General features: G+C 73.0%; 16 protein-coding genes and 2 riboswitches. Of the genes, 8 read left to right on the plus strand and 8 right to left on the minus strand.

Features of this window, described 5'->3' with window-relative positions; all coding sequences use genetic code 11:
* Positions 1-46: 46 nt before the first annotated feature.
* Both V6U82_RS09610 and V6U82_RS09615 read right to left on the minus strand, forming a co-directional pair.
* Positions 47-691: a DUF6073 family protein gene (locus V6U82_RS09610; protein WP_128137189.1), complete on the minus strand. Its 645-nt coding sequence runs from the start codon at positions 689-691 to the stop codon at positions 47-49.
* Positions 692-779: 88 nt separating this feature from the next.
* A complete protein-coding gene (locus V6U82_RS09615; protein WP_128137188.1) occupies positions 780-2,084 on the minus strand; it encodes a HEAT repeat domain-containing protein in 1,305 nt (434 codons plus the stop codon).
* A gap of 177 nt (positions 2,085-2,261) precedes the next feature.
* Between V6U82_RS09615 and V6U82_RS09620 the strand changes: the two genes are divergently transcribed.
* Positions 2,262-3,479, plus strand: coding sequence for an ABC1 kinase family protein (locus tag V6U82_RS09620; RefSeq protein WP_334460567.1), 1,218 nt, complete (start codon positions 2,262-2,264; stop codon positions 3,477-3,479).
* A complete protein-coding gene (locus V6U82_RS09625) occupies positions 3,476-4,675 on the plus strand; it encodes a KR domain-containing protein (protein WP_334460569.1) in 1,200 nt (399 codons plus the stop codon). Before V6U82_RS09620 ends, V6U82_RS09625 begins: the two co-directional genes overlap by 4 nt.
* Here V6U82_RS09625 and V6U82_RS09630 read toward each other — a convergent pair.
* The 3 genes from V6U82_RS09630 to V6U82_RS09640 form a co-directional block, all read right to left on the minus strand.
* Positions 4,648-5,220, minus strand: coding sequence for a copper resistance CopC family protein (locus V6U82_RS09630; RefSeq protein ID WP_334460570.1), 573 nt, complete (start codon positions 5,218-5,220; stop codon positions 4,648-4,650). The genes V6U82_RS09625 and V6U82_RS09630 overlap by 28 nt on opposite strands.
* Positions 5,217-5,786: a hypothetical protein gene (locus tag V6U82_RS09635; protein ID WP_128139331.1), complete on the minus strand. Its 570-nt coding sequence runs from the start codon at positions 5,784-5,786 to the stop codon at positions 5,217-5,219. The genes V6U82_RS09630 and V6U82_RS09635 overlap by 4 nt, the downstream gene beginning before the upstream one ends.
* A 99-nt stretch (positions 5,787-5,885) precedes the next feature.
* Positions 5,886-6,929, minus strand: a complete 1,044-nt coding sequence (locus V6U82_RS09640; RefSeq protein WP_334460572.1) for a class I SAM-dependent methyltransferase — start codon at positions 6,927-6,929, stop codon at positions 5,886-5,888.
* Between the two features lie 412 nt (positions 6,930-7,341).
* Between V6U82_RS09640 and abc-f the strand changes: the two genes are divergently transcribed.
* Positions 7,342-8,979, plus strand: a complete 1,638-nt coding sequence (gene abc-f / locus V6U82_RS09645; RefSeq protein WP_334460573.1) for a ribosomal protection-like ABC-F family protein — start codon at positions 7,342-7,344, stop codon at positions 8,977-8,979.
* Between the two features lie 60 nt (positions 8,980-9,039).
* Here abc-f and V6U82_RS09650 read toward each other — a convergent pair whose 3' ends face one another.
* Together V6U82_RS09650 and V6U82_RS09655 are read right to left on the minus strand one after the other, a co-directional pair.
* Complete coding sequence (locus tag V6U82_RS09650; RefSeq protein WP_334460718.1) at positions 9,040-10,056, minus strand: sensor histidine kinase; 1,017 nt, start codon at positions 10,054-10,056, stop codon at positions 9,040-9,042.
* Positions 10,057-10,064: 8 nt separating this feature from the next.
* Entirely contained in the window at positions 10,065-10,763 is a 699-nt protein-coding gene (locus V6U82_RS09655) for a response regulator transcription factor (RefSeq protein WP_334460574.1), read from the minus strand.
* Positions 10,764-10,864: 101 nt separating this feature from the next.
* On the opposite strand from V6U82_RS09655, the gene V6U82_RS09660 reads away from it, so the two are divergent.
* The 3 genes from V6U82_RS09660 (at position 10,865) to V6U82_RS09670 (ending at position 12,941) form a co-directional block, all read left to right on the plus strand.
* Positions 10,865-11,434: a DM13 domain-containing protein gene (locus V6U82_RS09660; RefSeq protein WP_334460576.1), complete on the plus strand. Its 570-nt coding sequence runs from the start codon at positions 10,865-10,867 to the stop codon at positions 11,432-11,434.
* Between the two features lie 30 nt (positions 11,435-11,464).
* Positions 11,465-11,671: riboswitch (cobalamin riboswitch) on the plus strand.
* Between the two features lie 130 nt (positions 11,672-11,801).
* Positions 11,802-12,314, plus strand: coding sequence for an acyl-CoA thioesterase (locus V6U82_RS09665; protein WP_216933319.1), 513 nt, complete (start codon positions 11,802-11,804; stop codon positions 12,312-12,314).
* Positions 12,315-12,317: 3 nt separating this feature from the next.
* Positions 12,318-12,941, plus strand: a complete 624-nt coding sequence (locus V6U82_RS09670) for a LysE family translocator (protein ID WP_334460577.1) — start codon at positions 12,318-12,320, stop codon at positions 12,939-12,941.
* Between the two features lie 85 nt (positions 12,942-13,026).
* On the opposite strand, the gene V6U82_RS09675 is transcribed toward V6U82_RS09670, so the two are convergent.
* A complete protein-coding gene (locus V6U82_RS09675) occupies positions 13,027-13,842 on the minus strand; it encodes a PrsW family intramembrane metalloprotease (protein WP_334460578.1) in 816 nt (271 codons plus the stop codon).
* A 121-nt stretch (positions 13,843-13,963) separates the two neighbouring features.
* Positions 13,964-14,179: riboswitch (cobalamin riboswitch) on the plus strand.
* A gap of 114 nt (positions 14,180-14,293) precedes the next feature.
* Here V6U82_RS09675 and V6U82_RS09680 point away from each other — a divergent pair.
* The gene (locus V6U82_RS09680; protein ID WP_442933432.1) at positions 14,294-16,690 is read left to right on the plus strand and encodes a ribonucleoside-diphosphate reductase subunit alpha; all 2,397 of its coding nucleotides are present in this window, start codon (positions 14,294-14,296) and stop codon (positions 16,688-16,690) included.
* Positions 16,681-17,709, plus strand: a complete 1,029-nt coding sequence (locus tag V6U82_RS09685; protein ID WP_334460579.1) for a ribonucleotide-diphosphate reductase subunit beta — start codon at positions 16,681-16,683, stop codon at positions 17,707-17,709. The genes V6U82_RS09680 and V6U82_RS09685 overlap by 10 nt, the downstream gene beginning before the upstream one ends.
* Positions 17,710-17,721: the final 12 nt, after the last annotated feature.

Genomic DNA, 17,721 nt, shown 5'->3' on the forward strand with positions numbered 1-17,721 from the left:
AACGCGGGCCGGACCGCTGCGCGTCCGGCCCGCGTCCATCTCACTGCTACATCGCGTCCTTGGCGAGGTAACCGCCCATGGTGAACCGCAGGCTGGTCACGTACGCCACCGGATCCTTCTCCGGGTACCGGGTGTCGTGCAGCGGCAGCATCCGGTAGATCTGGCCCTTGCCGGGCGATCCCGCCGGCGGGATCTGCCGGACGTCGTCGATGGTCAGGATGATCGGTTCCTTGTTCATCAGCTTCAGGCCGAGCTTCGGCATGTCGAAGATGGCACCGACCGCCATGCGGCAGGCCTTCGCCGACGGCCCCTCACCGGCGTACGGGTCGAAGGGGGTGCGGATCTGGCCGGTCGACAGGCAGTCGGGGTTCAGCGTGACGGTGATCTCGCCGAGTTCCTCGCAGCTGCCGGTCATCTTCATCTCGATCAGGTTCGTGTAGACCTCGGCGGTCGCCCAGTCCTCGGAGGTCGGCTCCGAGCGCACGACGCGGACGTAGCCCTCGAACGGCACGGTGTACTCGCCGACGCCGGGCACGGCGAACGTGTCGACCGAGGTGATGCCGAGGTTGTCGATGCCGGGGACCGGCGGCGTCCACGGCTTGACCTCCGTGCCGACGTACCGGTTGGGAACGCCGTCGGTGGGAACCGGCCGGCCGTAGATCACGGAGGGCTTGCTGGCGGGGGCTGTCATGGTCTTCTCCTCCTGAGAGTTCGGCGCGGCCTCGGCCGCCCGGACGCATCGCATGGATCGTGGGAACGGATGCGGGGTGCCTCGCCCGTCAGGGCATCAGCGTGGTGTGGTCGCAGCAGGTCAGGCCGGGCTCGTCCGCGACACCGTCCTGGTCGGAGTCGATCTCACCGTCGACGGTGGAGTACACGTCACGCGAGTTCATGTCGATGCGGCCGTCGCCGTCCCAGTCGTTCAGCTTGCCCTTGAACGTGCCGAGGATGAAGGCGTTGGTCATCGGCCCGACCTCGGGGTCGTGCAGCGTGGACAGCACGCCGTTGCCCGGGGTGAGGACCTGCTCGATCGAGCGGCCCGCGATACGGGCCAGGTTCACGTAGCCCCAGCCCTGGAAGCGGCCGCGGACGTAGCGGATCGCGGCCTCCTCGCGGATCTGGAACTTCGGCTCCAGGTGCCAGGTGCCGTACCGGGCGAAGCCGATGTTCGCCTTGCGCACGCCCTCGCTCGGGTCGTCGGCACGCCCGGACTTGAAGAAGGTCCGCGGCACCAGGGACTCGAAGAAGAAGTTGCCCCGGTCGCGGCGCGTCCGGTCGGTGAAGCCACGGAACAGGTAGTTGTCGCAGTGCGGCGATCCGTCGGCGTGCAGGCCGGAGATCGTCTTGGCGATCACCAGCTGGCGCTCGCGGGTCTGCACGTTCGGGCAGGCGTGGGCCTGGCCGTAGATCCGCGCCAGGCCCTGCGGGGCCAGCGAGATCTTGCCCCAGTGCGTGTTCGACTCGTCGAGACGCACGTACAGGTCGCAGTGGATCAGCAGGTAGATGGTCTCGTCGAAGGTGCGGCCCGGCGTGTAGAGGGCGTCCCGGCCGTCGAAAGACGGGTCACCGCTCTGCAGCTCGCTGATGAACAGCTTGGACCATTCGGCGATCTCCGGGTCGGCGTCACCGAGGAACTTCTGCAGGGTCGAGATCGCCTGGGCGCCGCCCAGCTTCTCGATCGCCCACAGCGCGTCCCACCGCACCTCCCGGTTGGCGTCGTGCCGGACGACCTCCTCCAGGAGCTCGAAGGCGTCGGCCTGGTCGCGGTCGGCGTACTCGTACATCGCCTGCTCGCGCATGGCCGGGTCGGCGTGGTGCAGGGCGTCGTGACGCAGCTCGTCGTTGGTGCGGTTGTCGAGCCGGATCGCCACCCGGTTGAGGGCGTACCCGAAGTCGCTCGCCCACGCCGCCGGGTCGCCGGCCACCAGCCGGGGATCCACGTTGCTCAGCGTCGTGCGGTACGCGAAGTTGAGCGCGTCGCGCTGTTCGGTGCCGAGGTCCTCGAGCAGTGCGGTTTCCTGCGGCCACGTCCGGACCTCACCGTCGGCGGACACTGGAGACTTGTTGCATAGGTCGATCGCCATCTCGCATTCCCTTCGGTCGGTTCCGTCAGGCTCAACATCGACGACGCTATAGAAAAATGAACCTGGACACTTCTCACGCCTTTCCATCCCTCCCTAAGCTGTCAGTACATGTAGCGATCGGGGGCTTCGATGGTGGCTTACACGCCCACGTCCGTACCGCGCTCGTCCCTACCGCAGATGTCCGGCCGCGCCGCCGCCTGGGCGGCGATCACGGTCCGGCACCTCACCGTCGCGGCCGGCCGGCGGCTCGCCCGGCGGGCCTCGCCCACGTCCGCCGTGGTGACGACACTGCTCACCCGGCTGGGCCCGACCTTCGTCAAGGGCGGCCAGATCCTGGGCACACGCCGCGATCTGCTACCCGGGCGGTGGTGCGACCAGCTCGCCCGGCTCAACGACCGGGTTCCCGCGATGTCCGCCCGGGAGGCCCGTGCGGTGCTGGCCGAGGCCTATCCGGACGGAACGCCGTTCGCGCGCATCGGCACCGAGCCGGTGGCCAGCGGCAGCATCGCCTCGGTCTACCGGGCCTGGCTGCACGACGGCACGCCGGTGGCCGTCAAGGTGCGGCGCGGCGGCATCGGCCCGCAGATGCGCCGCGACCTCGACCTGCTCAGTGCCGGCGCCGGGCTGCTCGAACGCCTGCCCGGCCTGCGCAAGGTGCCGATGCGCCGCATGCTGGGCCACGTCTCCACCGCCGTGCTGCGGCAGCTCGACTTCGCGCAGGAGGCCACGGCGCTGCTGCAACTGCGGCAGAACCTCGCCGACGTCGCGGCGTTCCGGATCCCGGCGCCACTGCCGGCGCTCTGCCGCGACGGCGTCCTGGTCATGGAATGGATCCCGGACCTCCGGCAGTTCAAGCCCGGTGACCTCAACCGCGAGCAGCGCCGCCAGATCGTCCGGCGTGTGCTGCACGGCGTGTACCGGATGCTGTTCGTCGACGGGCTGGTGCACTGCGACATGCACCCCGGCAACCTCTACCTGCGGGTGGAGGAGGTGGTGCTGCTCGACGCGGGGTTCGTGGTCCGGCTCGAGCCGCACGTACGGCGACTGTTCGCCGAGTTCTTCCTGTCCATGTCCATGGGTCGCGGGCAGCAGGCCGCCGAGGTCATCCTGCGCAGCGCCGAACACGTACCGCCGGGGTGCGACGTGCAGGCGTTCCAGGCCGGCGTCCGGGATCTCGTGGTGCGCAACCACCGCCGCACCGCCGGGCAGTTCCGGCTCGCGCCGTTCGCCGCGGAGCTGTTCAACCTGCAGCGGCGGTACGGCATCACGGCGGCGCCGGAGTTCGTCTTCCCGCTGATGTCGCTGCTCGTCCTGGAGGGGATGATCAACGACTTCGACGTGGATGTGGACTTCCAGGCCGAGGCCATCCCCACCCTGCTCGCGGTCCTGCGATGAGGACCACGCTCGACATCCGCACAGACCGGGAACGCGAGGCCGCGCCGCCCGGCGAACCGCGGGCGTACCGGTGGACGATCCTCGGCCCGCAGCGGCACCCGCTCGCCCCGGCGCTGCGGGCGGCGAGCCGCGACGACGCGCCGGAGGCGGTCGCCGTGCTGCTCGGCCGCGCCTTCCACCGGGTCGACAACCGTCGACTGCTGCGGGCGATCAGGACGGCCGTGGCACGGGGCAGCCGGCTCGCGGTCGTGCACCTGGGCGCGGGCGGCGGCAGCCTGGCTCGCGCCGCGGCCGTCGAACATCCCGGCCTGTCCTGCGTGGTGGCGGAGCTGACCGAGGGCCCCACCCCGGCCGCGGTGCGCGCCGCCACCGGCCTGGTCGCTGCCGCCGCCCCGGTCGCCGGCGAGGTGCGGGTGGACCGGGACGGACGGCTCCGCACCACCGACTGGCGGCCGGTTCACCTGCCCCAGGCGGCCGGCACGACCGGTTCCGGCGGAGCCGTGCTGGTCACCGGCGGGCTGGGCGGGCTCGGCCTGCGGGTCGCCGCCGTCCTGGCCTGCCGTCACGGCCTGCACCCGATCCTGGCCGACACGGCCACACCCGAGCGGCTCGGCACCGCGGGCCGCCGGCATCTCGACCGTATGGCGGGGACCACGGGGGTGACGGTGCTCCGGGCCGACGTCACCGACGGCGCCGCACTGCGCCGGGCACTCGCGGGCATCCGACGCGGGCCGCTGGCCGGCGTCGTGCACTGCGCCGGGCTGCTGCGTGGCGGCCCGGTCACGGCCGGCACGGCGGCCGGGCTGACCGCCGTCCAGGCGGCGAAGGTGGACGGCCTGCGGCACGCGCTGGACGCGGTGGACCGCCATGCCCTACGCCGGGTGCTCGTCTTCGGCTCCGTCACGGCCGAGCGGCCCCACCGCAGCCTCGGCGCGTACGCGCTCGCAAACGAGCTGCTGCGGCGCTGCGCCGTACGCCTCGCGGCCGACCTGCCGGCGGCGGTGACGCTGGTGGCGGAGTGGTCGATCTGGAGCGGCGCCGGCATGGCGCACGGAACGCCCGGCGCGGTGGCGGCGGCCCGGCGGCTCAACCTTCCGCCGGTGCCGCTCGGACCGGGAATGGCCGCCGTGGACGCGTTGTGGCGTCTGCCTGCCACGCCCGGCCGGGCTCAGCGGCTGCTCATCTCCGGGTGCTGAGCCGCGGCGGGCGGCGGCTCGACGCTCCGACGTGGCCGCAGGACGAGCATGGCGACGGCCACGAACACCACGACGGCGTTGATCAGGAGCAGCACGGCACTCAGCGGGTCGATCCCGTGCTCGTGCAGCGGTGCGACCGCCTCGCCGCCCTGATCCGACGAATGTGCCGGGGGCATCCCGGTGCCGACGCTGAACCACAGCGTGCCGGTCTTCTCACCACCGTCGGCGAGCACCACGTGGTAGGCGACGACGACATCGCCGCGTTCGGCGCCGCGTACCGTCTGCACCAGGGACCGGTCCCCGCTCGGCCGCGGCTCGCCGACGGCCAGCGACCGTCCGGCGGCGTCCCGCACCGCCACGTGCGAGGCGGCAGCCACCGGCCGCCCGGTGAAGACCAGTTCGACCGCCGACGGCGCCGACGTCAGGACGGCGCCGTCGGCGGGGACGCTGCCCGCCGCGCCGGAGCCGGCCCACGCGGCTCCGGTCCATCCGAACAGCACCGCGAGGCCCACGACGACGGCGGACGCCCACCGGGCGCGGGTCACACACCACCCCGCGTCACAGCCAGCGCCGGCGCCACCCGGCGGCCGGCGCAGGTGCACACCATGGCCTGCTCCTCGGCGGCGGAGGGCCGCAGATGCCGGTACATGGCGACGACCATCGGGATGAAGACGACGGAGTTGTAGAACAGGTGCAGCTCGACGCGCGGGTAGACCACCTGGAGCAGGCTCGTGGGCACCGCGTTGCCGAACAGGAAGTGTCCGGTCTGCGCCTGGATCAGCAGCAGCAGGTGCTCGATGTGATGCCAGAACTGGAGGGCCAGGGCGACCGTCCACCAGGTGCGCGACCGCCCGGCGAACCCCGGGCGCAGGAGGAAGAGACCGACGAGCATGAGCAGCGCGTACCCGTAGTGCATGACCTCGGACGTCACCAGCCACGGATAGAACTCGCCGAGGACGCCCCGCGCCTGCGGACGGGGCCGGCCGAGCACCCAGATCTGGTACGCCTGGACCAGATGTTCCGCCCAGTGCGCGAGCACGACGACCATGAAGGCCGACAGTGCCGTGCGGTGATGACGACCGTTGAGCGCGCCGATGAACCGGTTCGACATGCGGTATCCCCCTGCCGGCGATCACGGTAGGTACACGGATCGACGCTAGACGTCATGCGGTGAGCCCTCTTCTCCCAGATTGCTCATCCGGGCCGGGGGTCACCGCCGGGTGGCGACGGCGAGGAATCGGTGCGGCGGGTCGTCGTAGCCGGTGAGGTGCCATCCGGTGCGGTGGGCGGCGAGCCGTAAGGGCGTCTCGGCGAGGGGGTCGCCGGTGCCGTCGAAACCGGCGAGGTCGTCGCGGCCGGAGGGGTGGAAGAGGACGAGGCGGCCGCCGGGGCGGGTGACGCGGGCGAGCTCGCGCAGTCCGGCGTCGACGTCGGGCAGGTGCGCGAGCAGGCCGGCGGCGAAGACGGCGTCGACGGCGCGGCCGGGCAGGGGCAGGCGGCGGACGTCGGCCAGGGCGAGCGCGGCGTCGGCGGCGCGGGCCCGGGACCGCGCGACGTCGATCATGGCGGGGGTCAGGTCGACGCCGAGGACGGTGCCGGCGGGTCCGACGGCCGCGCGCAGGGCCGGTAGTGCGCGGCCGGTGCCGCAGCCGACGTCGATGGCGCTGGCTCCGGTGGGAATGGCGGCCTCGGTGACGGCGGCCGCGTACGCGGCCAGGTCCCCGCCGGACCCGGTGTCCCAGGTGGCGGCGCGGGCGGCGAAGAACGCCTGCGTCTCCGTGCCGTACCAGGCGTCGGTGTGGGCGAACCAGGCGCCGATGTGACGGATGACCGGCCACGCGGGGTCGTGCAGGTCGACCACGATGTCGGCGGAACCGCGCCGGTGGTGGTGCCCGCGCACCGGGGAGGCGCCCCGCACCCGGATCGTCAGGTGCCAGTGGCCGGTGGGCAGATGGGCCCGCCAGGCGTGGCCGGCGGCGATGACGACCGTGCCCGGGGTGAGGCCGCCACGGAGGTCGGCGGGGACGGCGCAGATCGCTCCGGTGAGCCGGATGCGAGGACGGCCCGCGTCGAGCAGGGTGGCGGCCAGGCGGTCGGCCAGCAGGGCCGCTTCGTGCGCGTGGCCGTCGACGAGGACGTAGGCGGTGCCGGCCGGAATCGCGGCCGTCACGTGGCTGAGCACTGTGGCCCACCGGTCGCGCGGCGGGCCGGACGCCGTCGTGCGCCACGCGGCCGCGGACTGCTGCGCACTCATGGATGTCTATGATGCAGGTTCGGTCGGCCCTCGGCCAGGGGCACCGCAGTCGCAAGGTTCTCCCGGCCTGAGGTCCCCGGCAGGCCCGGACCGCGTCGCAGCCGCACAGCGGCCGGGCGGCGGCCAGGAGCATCGGGCGCACGGCGCGCCGGACCTCCGCGCGGACGCCGGTCCGGCACGTCCGCGCCGGGCACCGGCCGGTGCTACGGTGGACCCCGGGCCGGACGTGGCCCGGGCGCGAGGATCGCACAAGGGAGACCAGACATGGCGGGTGACGACGACATCTCCGGGTGAGACCGGACATGTGACCGACCGCAGGCAGGCGCCGTGGTCGTTCCGTCGTACCCCGAGACCGTGTCCCCCGCCGGGCGGCTGAGGTCCGCCCGCCCTCATCTTCGAGGTCGTCTTCCCGATGTCTCGCTCCTTCATCGTCTGCTCGAACCTGACCTTCTCCTGGCCGGACGACACCCCGGTCTTCCAGGACCTCTCCTTCACCCTCGGCGGCGGCCGGACCGGACTGGTCGCGCCGAACGGCGCCGGCAAGAGCACGCTGCTCAAGCTGATCGCCGGTGAGCACCGGCCCACCGCCGGGTCGATCACCGTCGACGGCGTGCTGGGCTACCTCCCGCAGAGCCTGCCGCTGGCCGCCGACCTGACAGTGGCCGAGGTGCTGGAGATCGCCCCGCTGATCGCGGCTCTGCACGCCATCGAGGCCGGCGACGCCGACGAGAAGCACTTCACCACCATCGGCAACTCCTGGGACATCGAGGAACGCACCCGCGCCCAGCTCGACCGGCTCGGACTCGGCGACCTCGCCTTCGATCGCCGCCTGGACACGCTCAGCGGCGGGCAGGTGGTCTCCCTCGGCCTGGCGGCGCAACTGCTCAAGCAACCCGACGTGCTGCTGCTGGACGAGCCGACGAACAACCTCGACCTCGACGCCCGGCACCGGCTCTACGACGTGCTGGAGCAGTGGAACGGCTGCCTGCTGCTGGTCAGTCACGACCGGGCGCTGCTGGACCGGATGGAGCGCATCGCCGAGCTCGACCGCGGTGAGATGCGCTTCCACGGTGGCAACTTCACCTCGTACGAGGCGACGGTGCGGGCCGCGCAGGAGGTGGCGGAGAAGAACGTCCGCAGCGCCGAACAGGAGCTCAAGCGGGAGAAGCGGGAGTTGCAGGAGGCCCGCGAGCGGGCCGCCCGGCGGGCCGGCAACGCCTCCCGCAACCTGAAGAGCGCCGGCCTGCCGAAGATCTTCGCCGGGACCATGAAGCGCAACGCCCAGGAGTCCGCCGGCCGGGCGAACGAGATGCACTCGGGGCGCGTCGACGACGCCCGGGCGCGGCTGGACGAGGCCGAGCGGGCGCTGCGCGACGAGCAGCGGATCACGGTGGAACTGCCCGCCACGAACGTGCCGGCCGGGCGTACGCTGCTGACCGCCGAACGGGTCCGGGTCCGGCACGGCGAGCGGTCCCTGTTCGCCGCCGACGGCGTCGACCTGACGATCCGGGGCCCGGAGCGGATCGCCCTGCTCGGCGCCAACGGCGTGGGCAAGTCCACACTGCTGCGCCTGATCGACGGCGACCTGGAGCCCGAGAGCGGCCGGATCACCCGCGCCGAGGGCCGGATCGCGTACCTGTCGCAGCGGCTGGACCTGCTGGACCTGGACCGTACCGTGGCGGAGAACCTGGCCGTGTTCGCGCCGCAGGCCCCTGACGCGCAGCGGATGAACCTGCTCGCCCGGTTCCTGTTCCGCGGCCCGCGAGCGCACCTGCCGGTGGGTGTGCTCTCCGGCGGTGAGCGGCTGCGCGCCACGCTCGCCTGCGTCCTGGGCGCCGAACCGGCACCGCAGCTCCTGCTGCTCGACGAGCCGACGAACAACCTCGACCTGGTCAGCGTCGGCCAGTTGGAGAGCGCGCTCAACGCCTACCGGGGCGCGTTGCTGGTGGTCAGCCACGACGAGCGGTTCCTCGCCGCGATCAACGTCGGCCGCTGGCTCCGCCTGGCCGAGGGACGCCTGGTGGAGACCGCTCCCCCGGAAGCAGGCTGACCGGCCCGCCGCACCAGCCGGCGGCGGCGACCGGCCCGCCCGGTGAGCCGGGCGGGCCGGTCAGACCGCCGGCAGGCGGACGACGAATCGGCACCCGCCGGTCACGTTGTGCGCGTGCACCCGCCCGCCGTGCGCCTCGACCAGACCGCGCACGATCGCCAGGCCCAGACCGCCGCCGGCCGGCGCCGCCTCGTCGCCGCCGGCCGGTGCGGGGGTACGGGCCCGGGTGCCCCGGAACGCCACGTCGAACACCCGGGGCAGGTCCGCGTCGGGAATGCCGCCGCAGGTGTCGGAGACGGCGAGCCACGCGTCGTCGTCGTCCCGGCCGGCGTCGATGCGCACCGTGCCGTCCGGTGGCGTGTACCGCACCGAGTTGACCAGCAGGTTCGTCACGACGCGGGCGAGTTCGGCCTCGGCGGCACGGACGGTCGGCCAGCCGGTCTCCGGGGCGAGCACCCGGACCCGCCGGTCGGCGGCCAGCGGCGCGGTGGCGGCGATCGCGTCGGAGACCACGTCGCCGAGCGGGACCGGGGACAGCGCGGGCCGCAGCGCTCCGGCGGTGATCCGGGACAGCTCGAACAGGTCGTCGACCAGGCGCGTCATCCGGTCCGTCTCGACCCGGATCCGGCGGTGGTACTCGGCGACCGCCGCCGGCTCGGCGACCACCCGGTCCTCCAGCGCCTCCGCCATCGCCCGCAGCCCGGCCAGCGGCGTACGCAGGTCGTGCGAGACCCACGCGACGAGTTCGCGGCGGCCGGCCTCCAGTTGCCGTTCCCGCTGCCGGGCCTGGTCCGCCCAGACCGCCGCCTGCGCCAGCCGGCGGGCGAACGCCACCCCGACGGCCAGGCTGAGCGCCGCGGACGCCGCGACCGTGACGAGGACGACCTGGAGGTCGTGCGCGGACAGGAACATGGCCTGGGCGACGGCCGTGACACCCGCTGTCACCGAGGCGATCGTGACCGCGAGCAGCACCGCGATGTGCGCGAGGATCGACCGGTGGCGCACCAGCCGCAGCGCGCCGACGCCGAGCGCGCCGACGGCTGCGCCGGCGAGGAGGGCGTAGAGCCCGATGACCATCAGTTCGTTCACCGGGACGCGTCCTGTGGCTCGTACCGGTAACCGACGCCCCACACGGTGACGATGCGGCGGGGCTGCGCCGGGTGGTCCTCGATCTTCTCCCGCAGCCGCCGGACGTGGACAGTGACAGTGGACTGGTCGCCGAACCGCCAGCCCCACACCCGGTCCAGCAGCTCGGCCCGTGACCAGGCGTGCCCGGGGTTCGTCAGCAGGAACACGAGCAGGTCGAACTCCCGTACGGTCAGCGACAGCGGTTGCCCGCCGCGCTCGGCGACGCGCCTGCCGGTGTCCGCGGTGAGGTCGCCGTCGCGCAGCACCCCGGTCGGTCCCCGGTCCTGCGGGGCGGCGCGCCGGAGCACCGACCGGATGCGCAGCACGAGTTCGCGCGGCGAGAACGGCTTGGTCACGTAGTCGTCCGCGCCGACCTCCAGCCCGGCGACCCGGTCGGCCTCGTCCCCGAGCGCGGTGAGCATGACCACCGGCAGACCGGGCAGGCGGCGGCGCAGCCGCCGGCACACCTCGATGCCGTCGAGACCCGGCATCATCAGGTCGAGGACCACCAGGTCGGGCGGCTCCTCCTCGGCCGCGGCGAGCGCGTCCGGCCCGTCGAAGGACAGCCGGACCCGGCAGCCGTCCTGTTCCAGGTAACGCCGGACGACGTCGCTCACCGTCCGGTCGTCGTCGACGACGAGCACGTAGCGCCCCATGGGCCAGACGCTACCCATCGACGTCCCGGCGCGGCGGCCCGAGGTCGAGCCGTAAGCGGACGGAAAGATCTTTCCGCCGGCTCCGCGCCTACCGTCGGAGCATGGGCAGAAGACGTGTGGTGTTGTCGGTGGTCGCCGTCGTGGCCGTCACCGGTCTCGGGGTGAGCCTGTACCTGTTCCAGCCGTGGCGGCTGGTGACCGACCGCGAGGTACGCGAGGCGCTGCCCACTGTGGCGGAGCCGCTGCCGCAGCCGGCCGGCACGACTGGACCGCCGGCGACCGGCGCCGCGCCCGCCGACGTGGTCCTCGCCGCCGGTGACTTCGTCACCCACGAGCACGACACGTCCGGCCGGGCGCAGCTGGTCCGCCTCGCCGACGGCCGCCGGCAGCTGCTCCTGCGCGGACTGGACACCTCGGACGGGCCCGACCTGCGGGTGTGGCTCACCGACCGGAAGGTGCTGCCTGGCCGTGCCGGCTGGCAGGTGTTCGACGACCGCCGCTGGGTCGAGCTGGGCCGGCTCAAGGGCAACATCGGCGACCAGGCGTACGACATCCCGGCCTCGGTGGACCTGGACGGTCTGCGCAGCGTGTCGATCTGGTGCAAGCGGTTCGCGGTGTCGTTCGGCGCCGCCCCGCTGGCCGCGGCCGGGACGGGATCGGCACCGGCCTGACGCCCGTGCCGCCGGGTCCGGGCGCTGGGCTACGCTGCGGGAAGCGCTGGTTCACCCGGTCGGCGACGGCCGGGTGTCGTAAGAGGGAACCCGGTGAGAGTCCGGGACTGCCCCGCAGCGGTGAGTGGGAACGACCGCCGTCAACAGCACTGGGCCACGGCCTGGGAAGCGACGGCCAGTAGGCGACCTCGTGTCGTGCCCGCGAGTCCGAAGACCTGCCCGCGTCGCGCGTACCACCGGTGCGCGCCGCCGTCGACCTCGCGGGTGGGTCGGGCGGGTGACACGCCGTGCGGTGCGCCGCCGGCGTGCCCTCGACGTGCACCCCCGGCCGGTCGGCGGTCCGCTTCTGCGAGGACGGAACCGCACAGTGCCCGACACCATCACGCTCACCGGCCGACCACCGTCGGCCTCGCACCTGACCCTGTCGCAGATCATGGACCAGCACCACACCAACCTGATGGGCACGGTCCACGGCGGGCGGATCCTCAACCTGATCGACTCGGTCGCCGGGGTCGTCGCCGCCCGCCACTCCGACGGACCGGCCGTCACCGCCGCGATCGACGAGACCGCGTTCCTGCGCGCGGTACGCGTCGGGGACGTGGTCCACGTGGACGCCCGGATCACCTGGGCCGGCCGCAGCTCGATGGAGGTGGCGGTGAAGGTCAGCGCGGACCGGTGGGACCGCGCGGTGCCGCCGGTGGACGTGGCCACCGCGCATCTGGTGATGGTGGCGGTCGACGACGAGGGGCAGCCCCGGCCGGTGCCGCCGCTGCACACCGAGACCGAGGGCGACCGGCGGCGCTACCGGGAGGCGCAGATCCGGCGCGAGCACCGGCTGGCGCTGCGCCGGGCGCTGCTCGACGGCGCCGGGGAGGGCTGAGCGGTGCTCGGACTGTCGGCGGCCACGCTCGCCGGTTACCTGGCCGCGATCGTGGTGCTCATGCTCACCCCGGGGCCGGACATGATGTTCGTGCTCGCGAACGCCACCCGGTACGGCCCACGGGCGGGCGCGGTGGCCGCGCTCGGGGTCGCCGCCGGGGAGGCGGTGCACGTCGCCGCCGTGGTGGCCGGGCTCGCCACCGTCATCGCCGCGTCGCCGGTGCTGTTCACCGCGATCCGGTGGGCCGGTGCGGCGTACCTGATCGTGCTGGGACTGCGGGCGCTGCGCGGCACGGGCCGGCCCGGCGCGCGGGCGGACCGGCCGGACGGCGGCGCCGGGCGGGCGTTCCGGCGCGGGCTGCTGACGAACCTGCTCAACCCGAAGATGATCCTGTTCAGCGTGGCGTTCCTGCCGCAGTTCGTCCGGCCCGAGGCGGGTCCGGTGGCGGCGCAGCTGGTGCTGCTCGGCGCGCTGTTCGTCGCGGTGCAGCTCACCGTGGACCTGGCGCTCGGCGTGGGCGCCGGGCGGTTCGCCGGCCGGTGGGGCGACAGCCGCTGGTCGCGGCGCGTCGACCGGGTCTGCGCGGTCGCCTTCGTCGCGCTCGGTGTCCGGCTGGCCGCCGGTTGACGAGCGGCTGACCGGCGGCACGGCGCGGGCCGCACCGGTTCCGGCGGCGGGCGGCACGGTCCGCCGCCGTAGCCGGGGGTGCGGGTCAGCCGGGGTGCGCCGCCGTCTCCCGGGGCGCCGGCGCGGCCGGCGTCCCGGACGCGGCCGGCCGCTCGCGGTCCAGGTGCAGGCGCAGCAGCACCCAGCCCAGTGAGACGCCGCCGATGAACACGTACGCGGGCTGGGTGCCGAACGTGTCCCAGCAGGTGTGCAGCGTGACGGCGGCGGCGAAGGTGAGCAGGAACGCCGCGAGTCTGCGGCCGCCGGGCGCGGCGGCGAACGTGAACAGCGCGGCGGCGGTCAGCCCGGTCCACGCCAGGTGCGCGGCGGGCGCAGTGAGACCGCGAACCAGCAGCGTCCGCTCGACCGCGCCGAGGTTGCCCTCCGACCCGACGAACGCGGCGAACGCGTAGCCCATGGTCTCCAACGCGGCGAACCCGGCGCCGGAGGCCACGCCGATCACCAGCCCCTGCGCCGGGGACGGGTGCCGCCGCCACAGCAGCAGGATGCCGGCCGGCACGATCAGCTTGGCGGTCTCCTCGGCCAGGCCGACGAGCGCCATCGGCAGGACGCCGAGGCGGTGCAGGGTGCCGTACTCCAGCCAGCCGGCGGCGACCACGCCGATCACACCGCCGAGGAGCGCGGCGACGCCGACGACGGAGCCGGGGACCGGGCGGCGGGCCGGCCGCCCCTGGGCGAAGGCCAGGAACGTGGCGGGTGCGACGGACGCGCCGAGCACGATCAGCGCCGGTACGAACGTGACGGTCCCGGTGCCGGCGAGTGTCTCCAGCACCAGCAGGTGGAGCCCGACGCCGACGAGCAGGACCGCCACCCACGCCCAGCGGCGCCCGGTATTCCCCATACCGCCGAGTATCGCGCCCGCCGGGCCGCGCCCGAATCGGGGGTGGGCACTGTGGACGGTGAGATCATTCCGACACGCCGACACGACATCTGGTGTTGCCATGAAGACCTCACCGCCATATATGGTGTTCCTCGCAGCTGGTTCGGCCGGGCCTTCACTGGTCCGTCCGAGGCAAGAGGGAACCCGGTGGAAGTCCGGGACTGCCCCGCAGCGGTGAGTGGGAACGACAGCCGTCAACAGCACTGGGCCACCGGCCTGGGAAGCGACGGCCGGTAGGCGACCGGCGACCCCGGTCGGGCCCGCGAGTCCGAAGACCTGCCAGCGCGCCGTGCGCCTCCGGCGTACGGCGGTCGGAGGTCGCGCGGGACGACCGACGCCAGCAGCCGGGCCGGCCGTGCCGCGTCCGTTGGCGTCTCCCGCCGTCTCCAGACGGTGACAGCGAGGAGAGGTCATGACTGTCGTACAGGAGAGTCCCCCGTCCGGGACCGCCGGGTCCGAGGCCCGCCGCCCGGCGATGCGGGTACGCAAGCGGGACGGCGACACCGAGCCGGTGGACGTCAACAAGATCGTCCGGGCGGTCGAGCGCTGGGTCGCCGACCTGGACGAGGTGGACCCGCTGCGGGTGGCCACCAAGACGATAAGCGGGCTCTACGACGGGGCGACCACCGCCGAGCTGGACCGGTTGTCGATCCAGACCGCGGCGGAGCTGATCGGCGAGGAGCCGCAGTACTCGAAGCTGGCGGCGCGGCTGCTCGCCGCGTACGTGGACAAGGAGGTCCGCGGCCAGGGCGTGGCGAGCTTCAGCCAGTCGATCGCGTACGCGCACGGGCTGGGCCTGATCGGCGACGAGACGGCCGCGTTCGTGGCCCGGCACGCCCGCAAGCTCGACGACGCCGTGGACCCGGACGGCGACCTGCGGTTCGAGTACTTCGGACTGCGCACGGTGGCCGACCGCTACCTGCTGCGGCACCCGCAGTCGCGGCTGGTGGTGGAGACGCCGCAGTACTGGCTGCTGCGGGTGGCGTGCGGGCTGTCCCGCACCCCCGGCGAGGCGGTCGGGTTCTACCGGCTGATGTCCAGTCTGGCCTACCTGCCCAGCTCCCCCACGCTGTTCAACTCCGGCACCCGGCACACCCAGATGTCGTCGTGCTTCCTGGTCGACTCGCCGCGCGACGAGCTGGACTCGATCTACGAGCGGTACCACCAGGTGGCGAAGCTGTCTAAGTTCTCCGGCGGCATCGGCATCGCCTGGTCGCGGGTGCGCGGCCGGGGCGCGCTGATCCGGGGCACCAACGGCCGGTCCAACGGCATCGTGCCGTTCCTCAAGACGCTCGACGCCGGGGTGGCCGCGGTCAACCAGGGCGGCCGGCGCAAGGGCGCGGCCTGCGTCTACCTGGAGCCGTGGCACCCGGACGTGGAGGAGTTCCTGGAGCTGCGGGACAACACCGGCGAGGAGTCGCGGCGTACGCACAACCTCAACCTGGCCAACTGGATCCCGGACGAGTTCATGCGCCGGGTCGAGGCCGACGGCGAGTGGTCGCTGGTCGACCCGTCGGACGCCCCGGAGCTGCCCGACCTGTACGGCGAGGCGTTCGACGCCGCCTACCGGGCGGCCGAGAAGAACGCGGTCCGCACGGTGAAGGCCCGGGACCTGTACGGGCGGATGATGCGCACGCTCGCGCAGACCGGAAACGGCTGGATGACGTTCAAGGACGCCGCGAACCGGCTGTCCAACCAGACCGGTGAGCCGGGCAACGTGATCCACCTGTCCAACCTGTGCACGGAGATCCTGGAGGTGAACGACGACACCGAGACCGCCGTGTGCAACCTCGGCTCGGTGAACCTCGGCGCCCACGTCACCGCCGACGGGGTGGACTGGGAGCGGCTGCGCGCCACCGTGCGTACGGCGGTGGTCTTCCTCGACCGGGTGATCGACATCAACTACTACCCGGCCGAGCAGGCGGCGGCGTCGAACCCGCGCTGGCGGCCGGTCGGGCTCGGGCTGATGGGCCTGCAGGACGCGTTCTTCACGCTGCGCCTGCCGTTCGACTCGGCCCAGGCCCGGGAGCTGTCCACCCGCGTGCAGGAGGAGATCCTGCTGACCGCGCTGGAGACCTCCGCCGGGCTGGCCGAGCAGTTCGGCCCGCATCCGGCGTACCCGCAGACCCGGGCCGCCAAGGGTGACCTGCACCCGGACCTGTGGGGCGCGGAGCCGGCACAGACGCAGCGGTGGGCGGCGCTGCGCGAGCGGATCGCCGCGCACGGGCTGCGCAACTCGCTGCTGGTGGCGATCGCGCCGACCGCCACCATCGCGTCCATCGCCGGCTGCTACGAGTGCGTCGAGCCGCAGGTGTCCAACCTGTTCAAGCGCGAAACCATGTCCGGGGAGTTCCTCCAGGTCAACACGTACCTGGTGCGGGAGCTGAAGGCGCGCGGGCTGTGGACGCCGCAGGTCCGCGACCGGATCAAGCGGGCCGAGGGCTCGGTGCAGGACATCACCGAGCTGCCCGCGCCGGTGCGGGAGCTGTTCCGCACCGCCTGGGAGCTGCCGCAGCGGGCGCTGATCGACCTGGCCGCCGCGCGGGCGCCCTTCGTCGACCAGTCCCAGTCGCTGAACCTGTTCCTGAGCGCGCCGACCATCGGCAAGCTCTCCTCGATGTACCTGTACGCCTGGAAGGCCGGGCTGAAGACCACCTACTACCTGCGTTCCCGTCCCGCCACCCGCATCCAGCAGGCCACCGTCGCGCCGGTGCTCGCCCCGGTCTCCGGCGTGGTCTCCGCCGTGAGCGACGACGAGGCGCTGGCCTGTTCCCTGGAGAACCCCGAGAGCTGCGAGGCATGCCAGTGACCACCACCGCACCGACCCGGCACATGCTGCTCGACCCCGGCATGGACCTGACCCTGCGGCCGATGCGCTACCCGCGCTTCTTCGACCGGTTCAAGGACGCCATCAAGAACACCTGGACGGTCGAGGAGGTCGACCTGCACGGAGACCTCGCCGACCTGGCGAAGCTGTCCCCGGCCGAACGGCACCTGGTGTCGCGGCTGGTGGCGTTCTTCGCCACCGGCGACACCATCGTCGCCAACAACCTGGTGCTCAACCTCTACCAGCACGTCAACTCCCCCGAGGGCCGGCTCTACCTGTCCCGGCAGCTGTTCGAGGAGGCGGTGCACGTCCAGTTCTACCTGAACCTGCTGGACACGTACGTGCCGGACGAGAAGGAACGCTTCGCCGCGTTCGCCGCGGTGGAGAACATCCCGTCGATCGCCCGCAAGGCCGAGTTCTGCTTCCGGTGGATCGACTCGATCTTCGAGCTGCGGGAACTGCGGACCCGCGCGGACCGGCGGGCGTTCCTGCTCAACCTGATCTGCTTCGCCGCGTGCATCGAAGGGCTGTTCTTCTACGGCGCGTTCGCCTACGTCTACTTCCTGCGGTCCCGGGGCCTGCTCAACGGGCTGGCCTCCGGCACCAACTGGGTGTTCCGGGACGAGTCGATGCACATGGCGTTCGCCTTCGACGTGGTGGAGACCGTACGCGCCGAGGAGCCGGACCTGTTCGACGACGAGATGGAGCAGCAGGTCCGGGAGATGCTGGCCGAGGCGGTGGAGTGCGAGGTGAGCTTCGCCGAGGACCTGCTCGGGCAGGGCGTACCCGGGATGTCCCTGGCCGACATGCGCGAGTACCTCCAGCACGTGGCCGACCGGCGCCTCGCCGTGCTCGGCATCGCCCCGATGTACGGCAGCGGCAACCCGTTCGCGTTCATGGAGTTGCAGGACGTGCAGGAGCTGTCCAACTTCTTCGAGCGCCGGGTGTCGGCGTACCAGGTCGGGGTGACCGGCTCGGTCACCTTCGACGACGACTTCTGACCGCCGCCGTCC

Origin of the sequence: Micromonospora sp. CPCC 205554 (genome assembly GCF_036902745.1) — a bacterium.
Classification (GTDB): Bacteria; Actinomycetota; Actinomycetes; order Mycobacteriales; family Micromonosporaceae; genus Micromonospora; species Micromonospora tulbaghiae.

Bases quoted from the DNA above. Each gene is read 5' to 3' on its own strand.
- V6U82_RS09620 (WP_334460567.1), top strand. From the start codon at position 2,262: ATGTCCGGCCGCGCCGCCGCCTGGGCGGCGATCACGGTCCGGCACCTC.
- V6U82_RS09615 (WP_128137188.1), bottom strand. From the start codon at position 2,084: ATGGCGATCGACCTATGCAACAAGTCTCCAGTGTCCGCCGACGGTGAG.
- abc-f (WP_334460573.1), top strand. From the start codon at position 7,342: ATGTCTCGCTCCTTCATCGTCTGCTCGAACCTGACCTTCTCCTGGCCG.
- V6U82_RS09610 (WP_128137189.1), bottom strand. From the start codon at position 691: ATGACAGCCCCCGCCAGCAAGCCCTCCGTGATCTACGGCCGGCCGGTT.
- V6U82_RS09660 (WP_334460576.1), top strand. From the start codon at position 10,865: ATGGGCAGAAGACGTGTGGTGTTGTCGGTGGTCGCCGTCGTGGCCGTC.
- V6U82_RS09635 (WP_128139331.1), bottom strand. From the start codon at position 5,786: ATGTCGAACCGGTTCATCGGCGCGCTCAACGGTCGTCATCACCGCACG.
- V6U82_RS09685 (WP_334460579.1), top strand. From the start codon at position 16,681: ATGCCAGTGACCACCACCGCACCGACCCGGCACATGCTGCTCGACCCC.
- V6U82_RS09655 (WP_334460574.1), bottom strand. From the start codon at position 10,763: ATGGGGCGCTACGTGCTCGTCGTCGACGACGACCGGACGGTGAGCGAC.
- V6U82_RS09640 (WP_334460572.1), bottom strand. From the start codon at position 6,929: ATGAGTGCGCAGCAGTCCGCGGCCGCGTGGCGCACGACGGCGTCCGGC.
- V6U82_RS09675 (WP_334460578.1), bottom strand. From the start codon at position 13,842: ATGGGGAATACCGGGCGCCGCTGGGCGTGGGTGGCGGTCCTGCTCGTC.
- V6U82_RS09680 (WP_442933432.1), top strand. From the start codon at position 14,294: ATGACTGTCGTACAGGAGAGTCCCCCGTCCGGGACCGCCGGGTCCGAG.
- V6U82_RS09650 (WP_334460718.1), bottom strand. From the start codon at position 10,056: ATGGTCATCGGGCTCTACGCCCTCCTCGCCGGCGCAGCCGTCGGCGCG.
- V6U82_RS09625 (WP_334460569.1), top strand. From the start codon at position 3,476: ATGAGGACCACGCTCGACATCCGCACAGACCGGGAACGCGAGGCCGCG.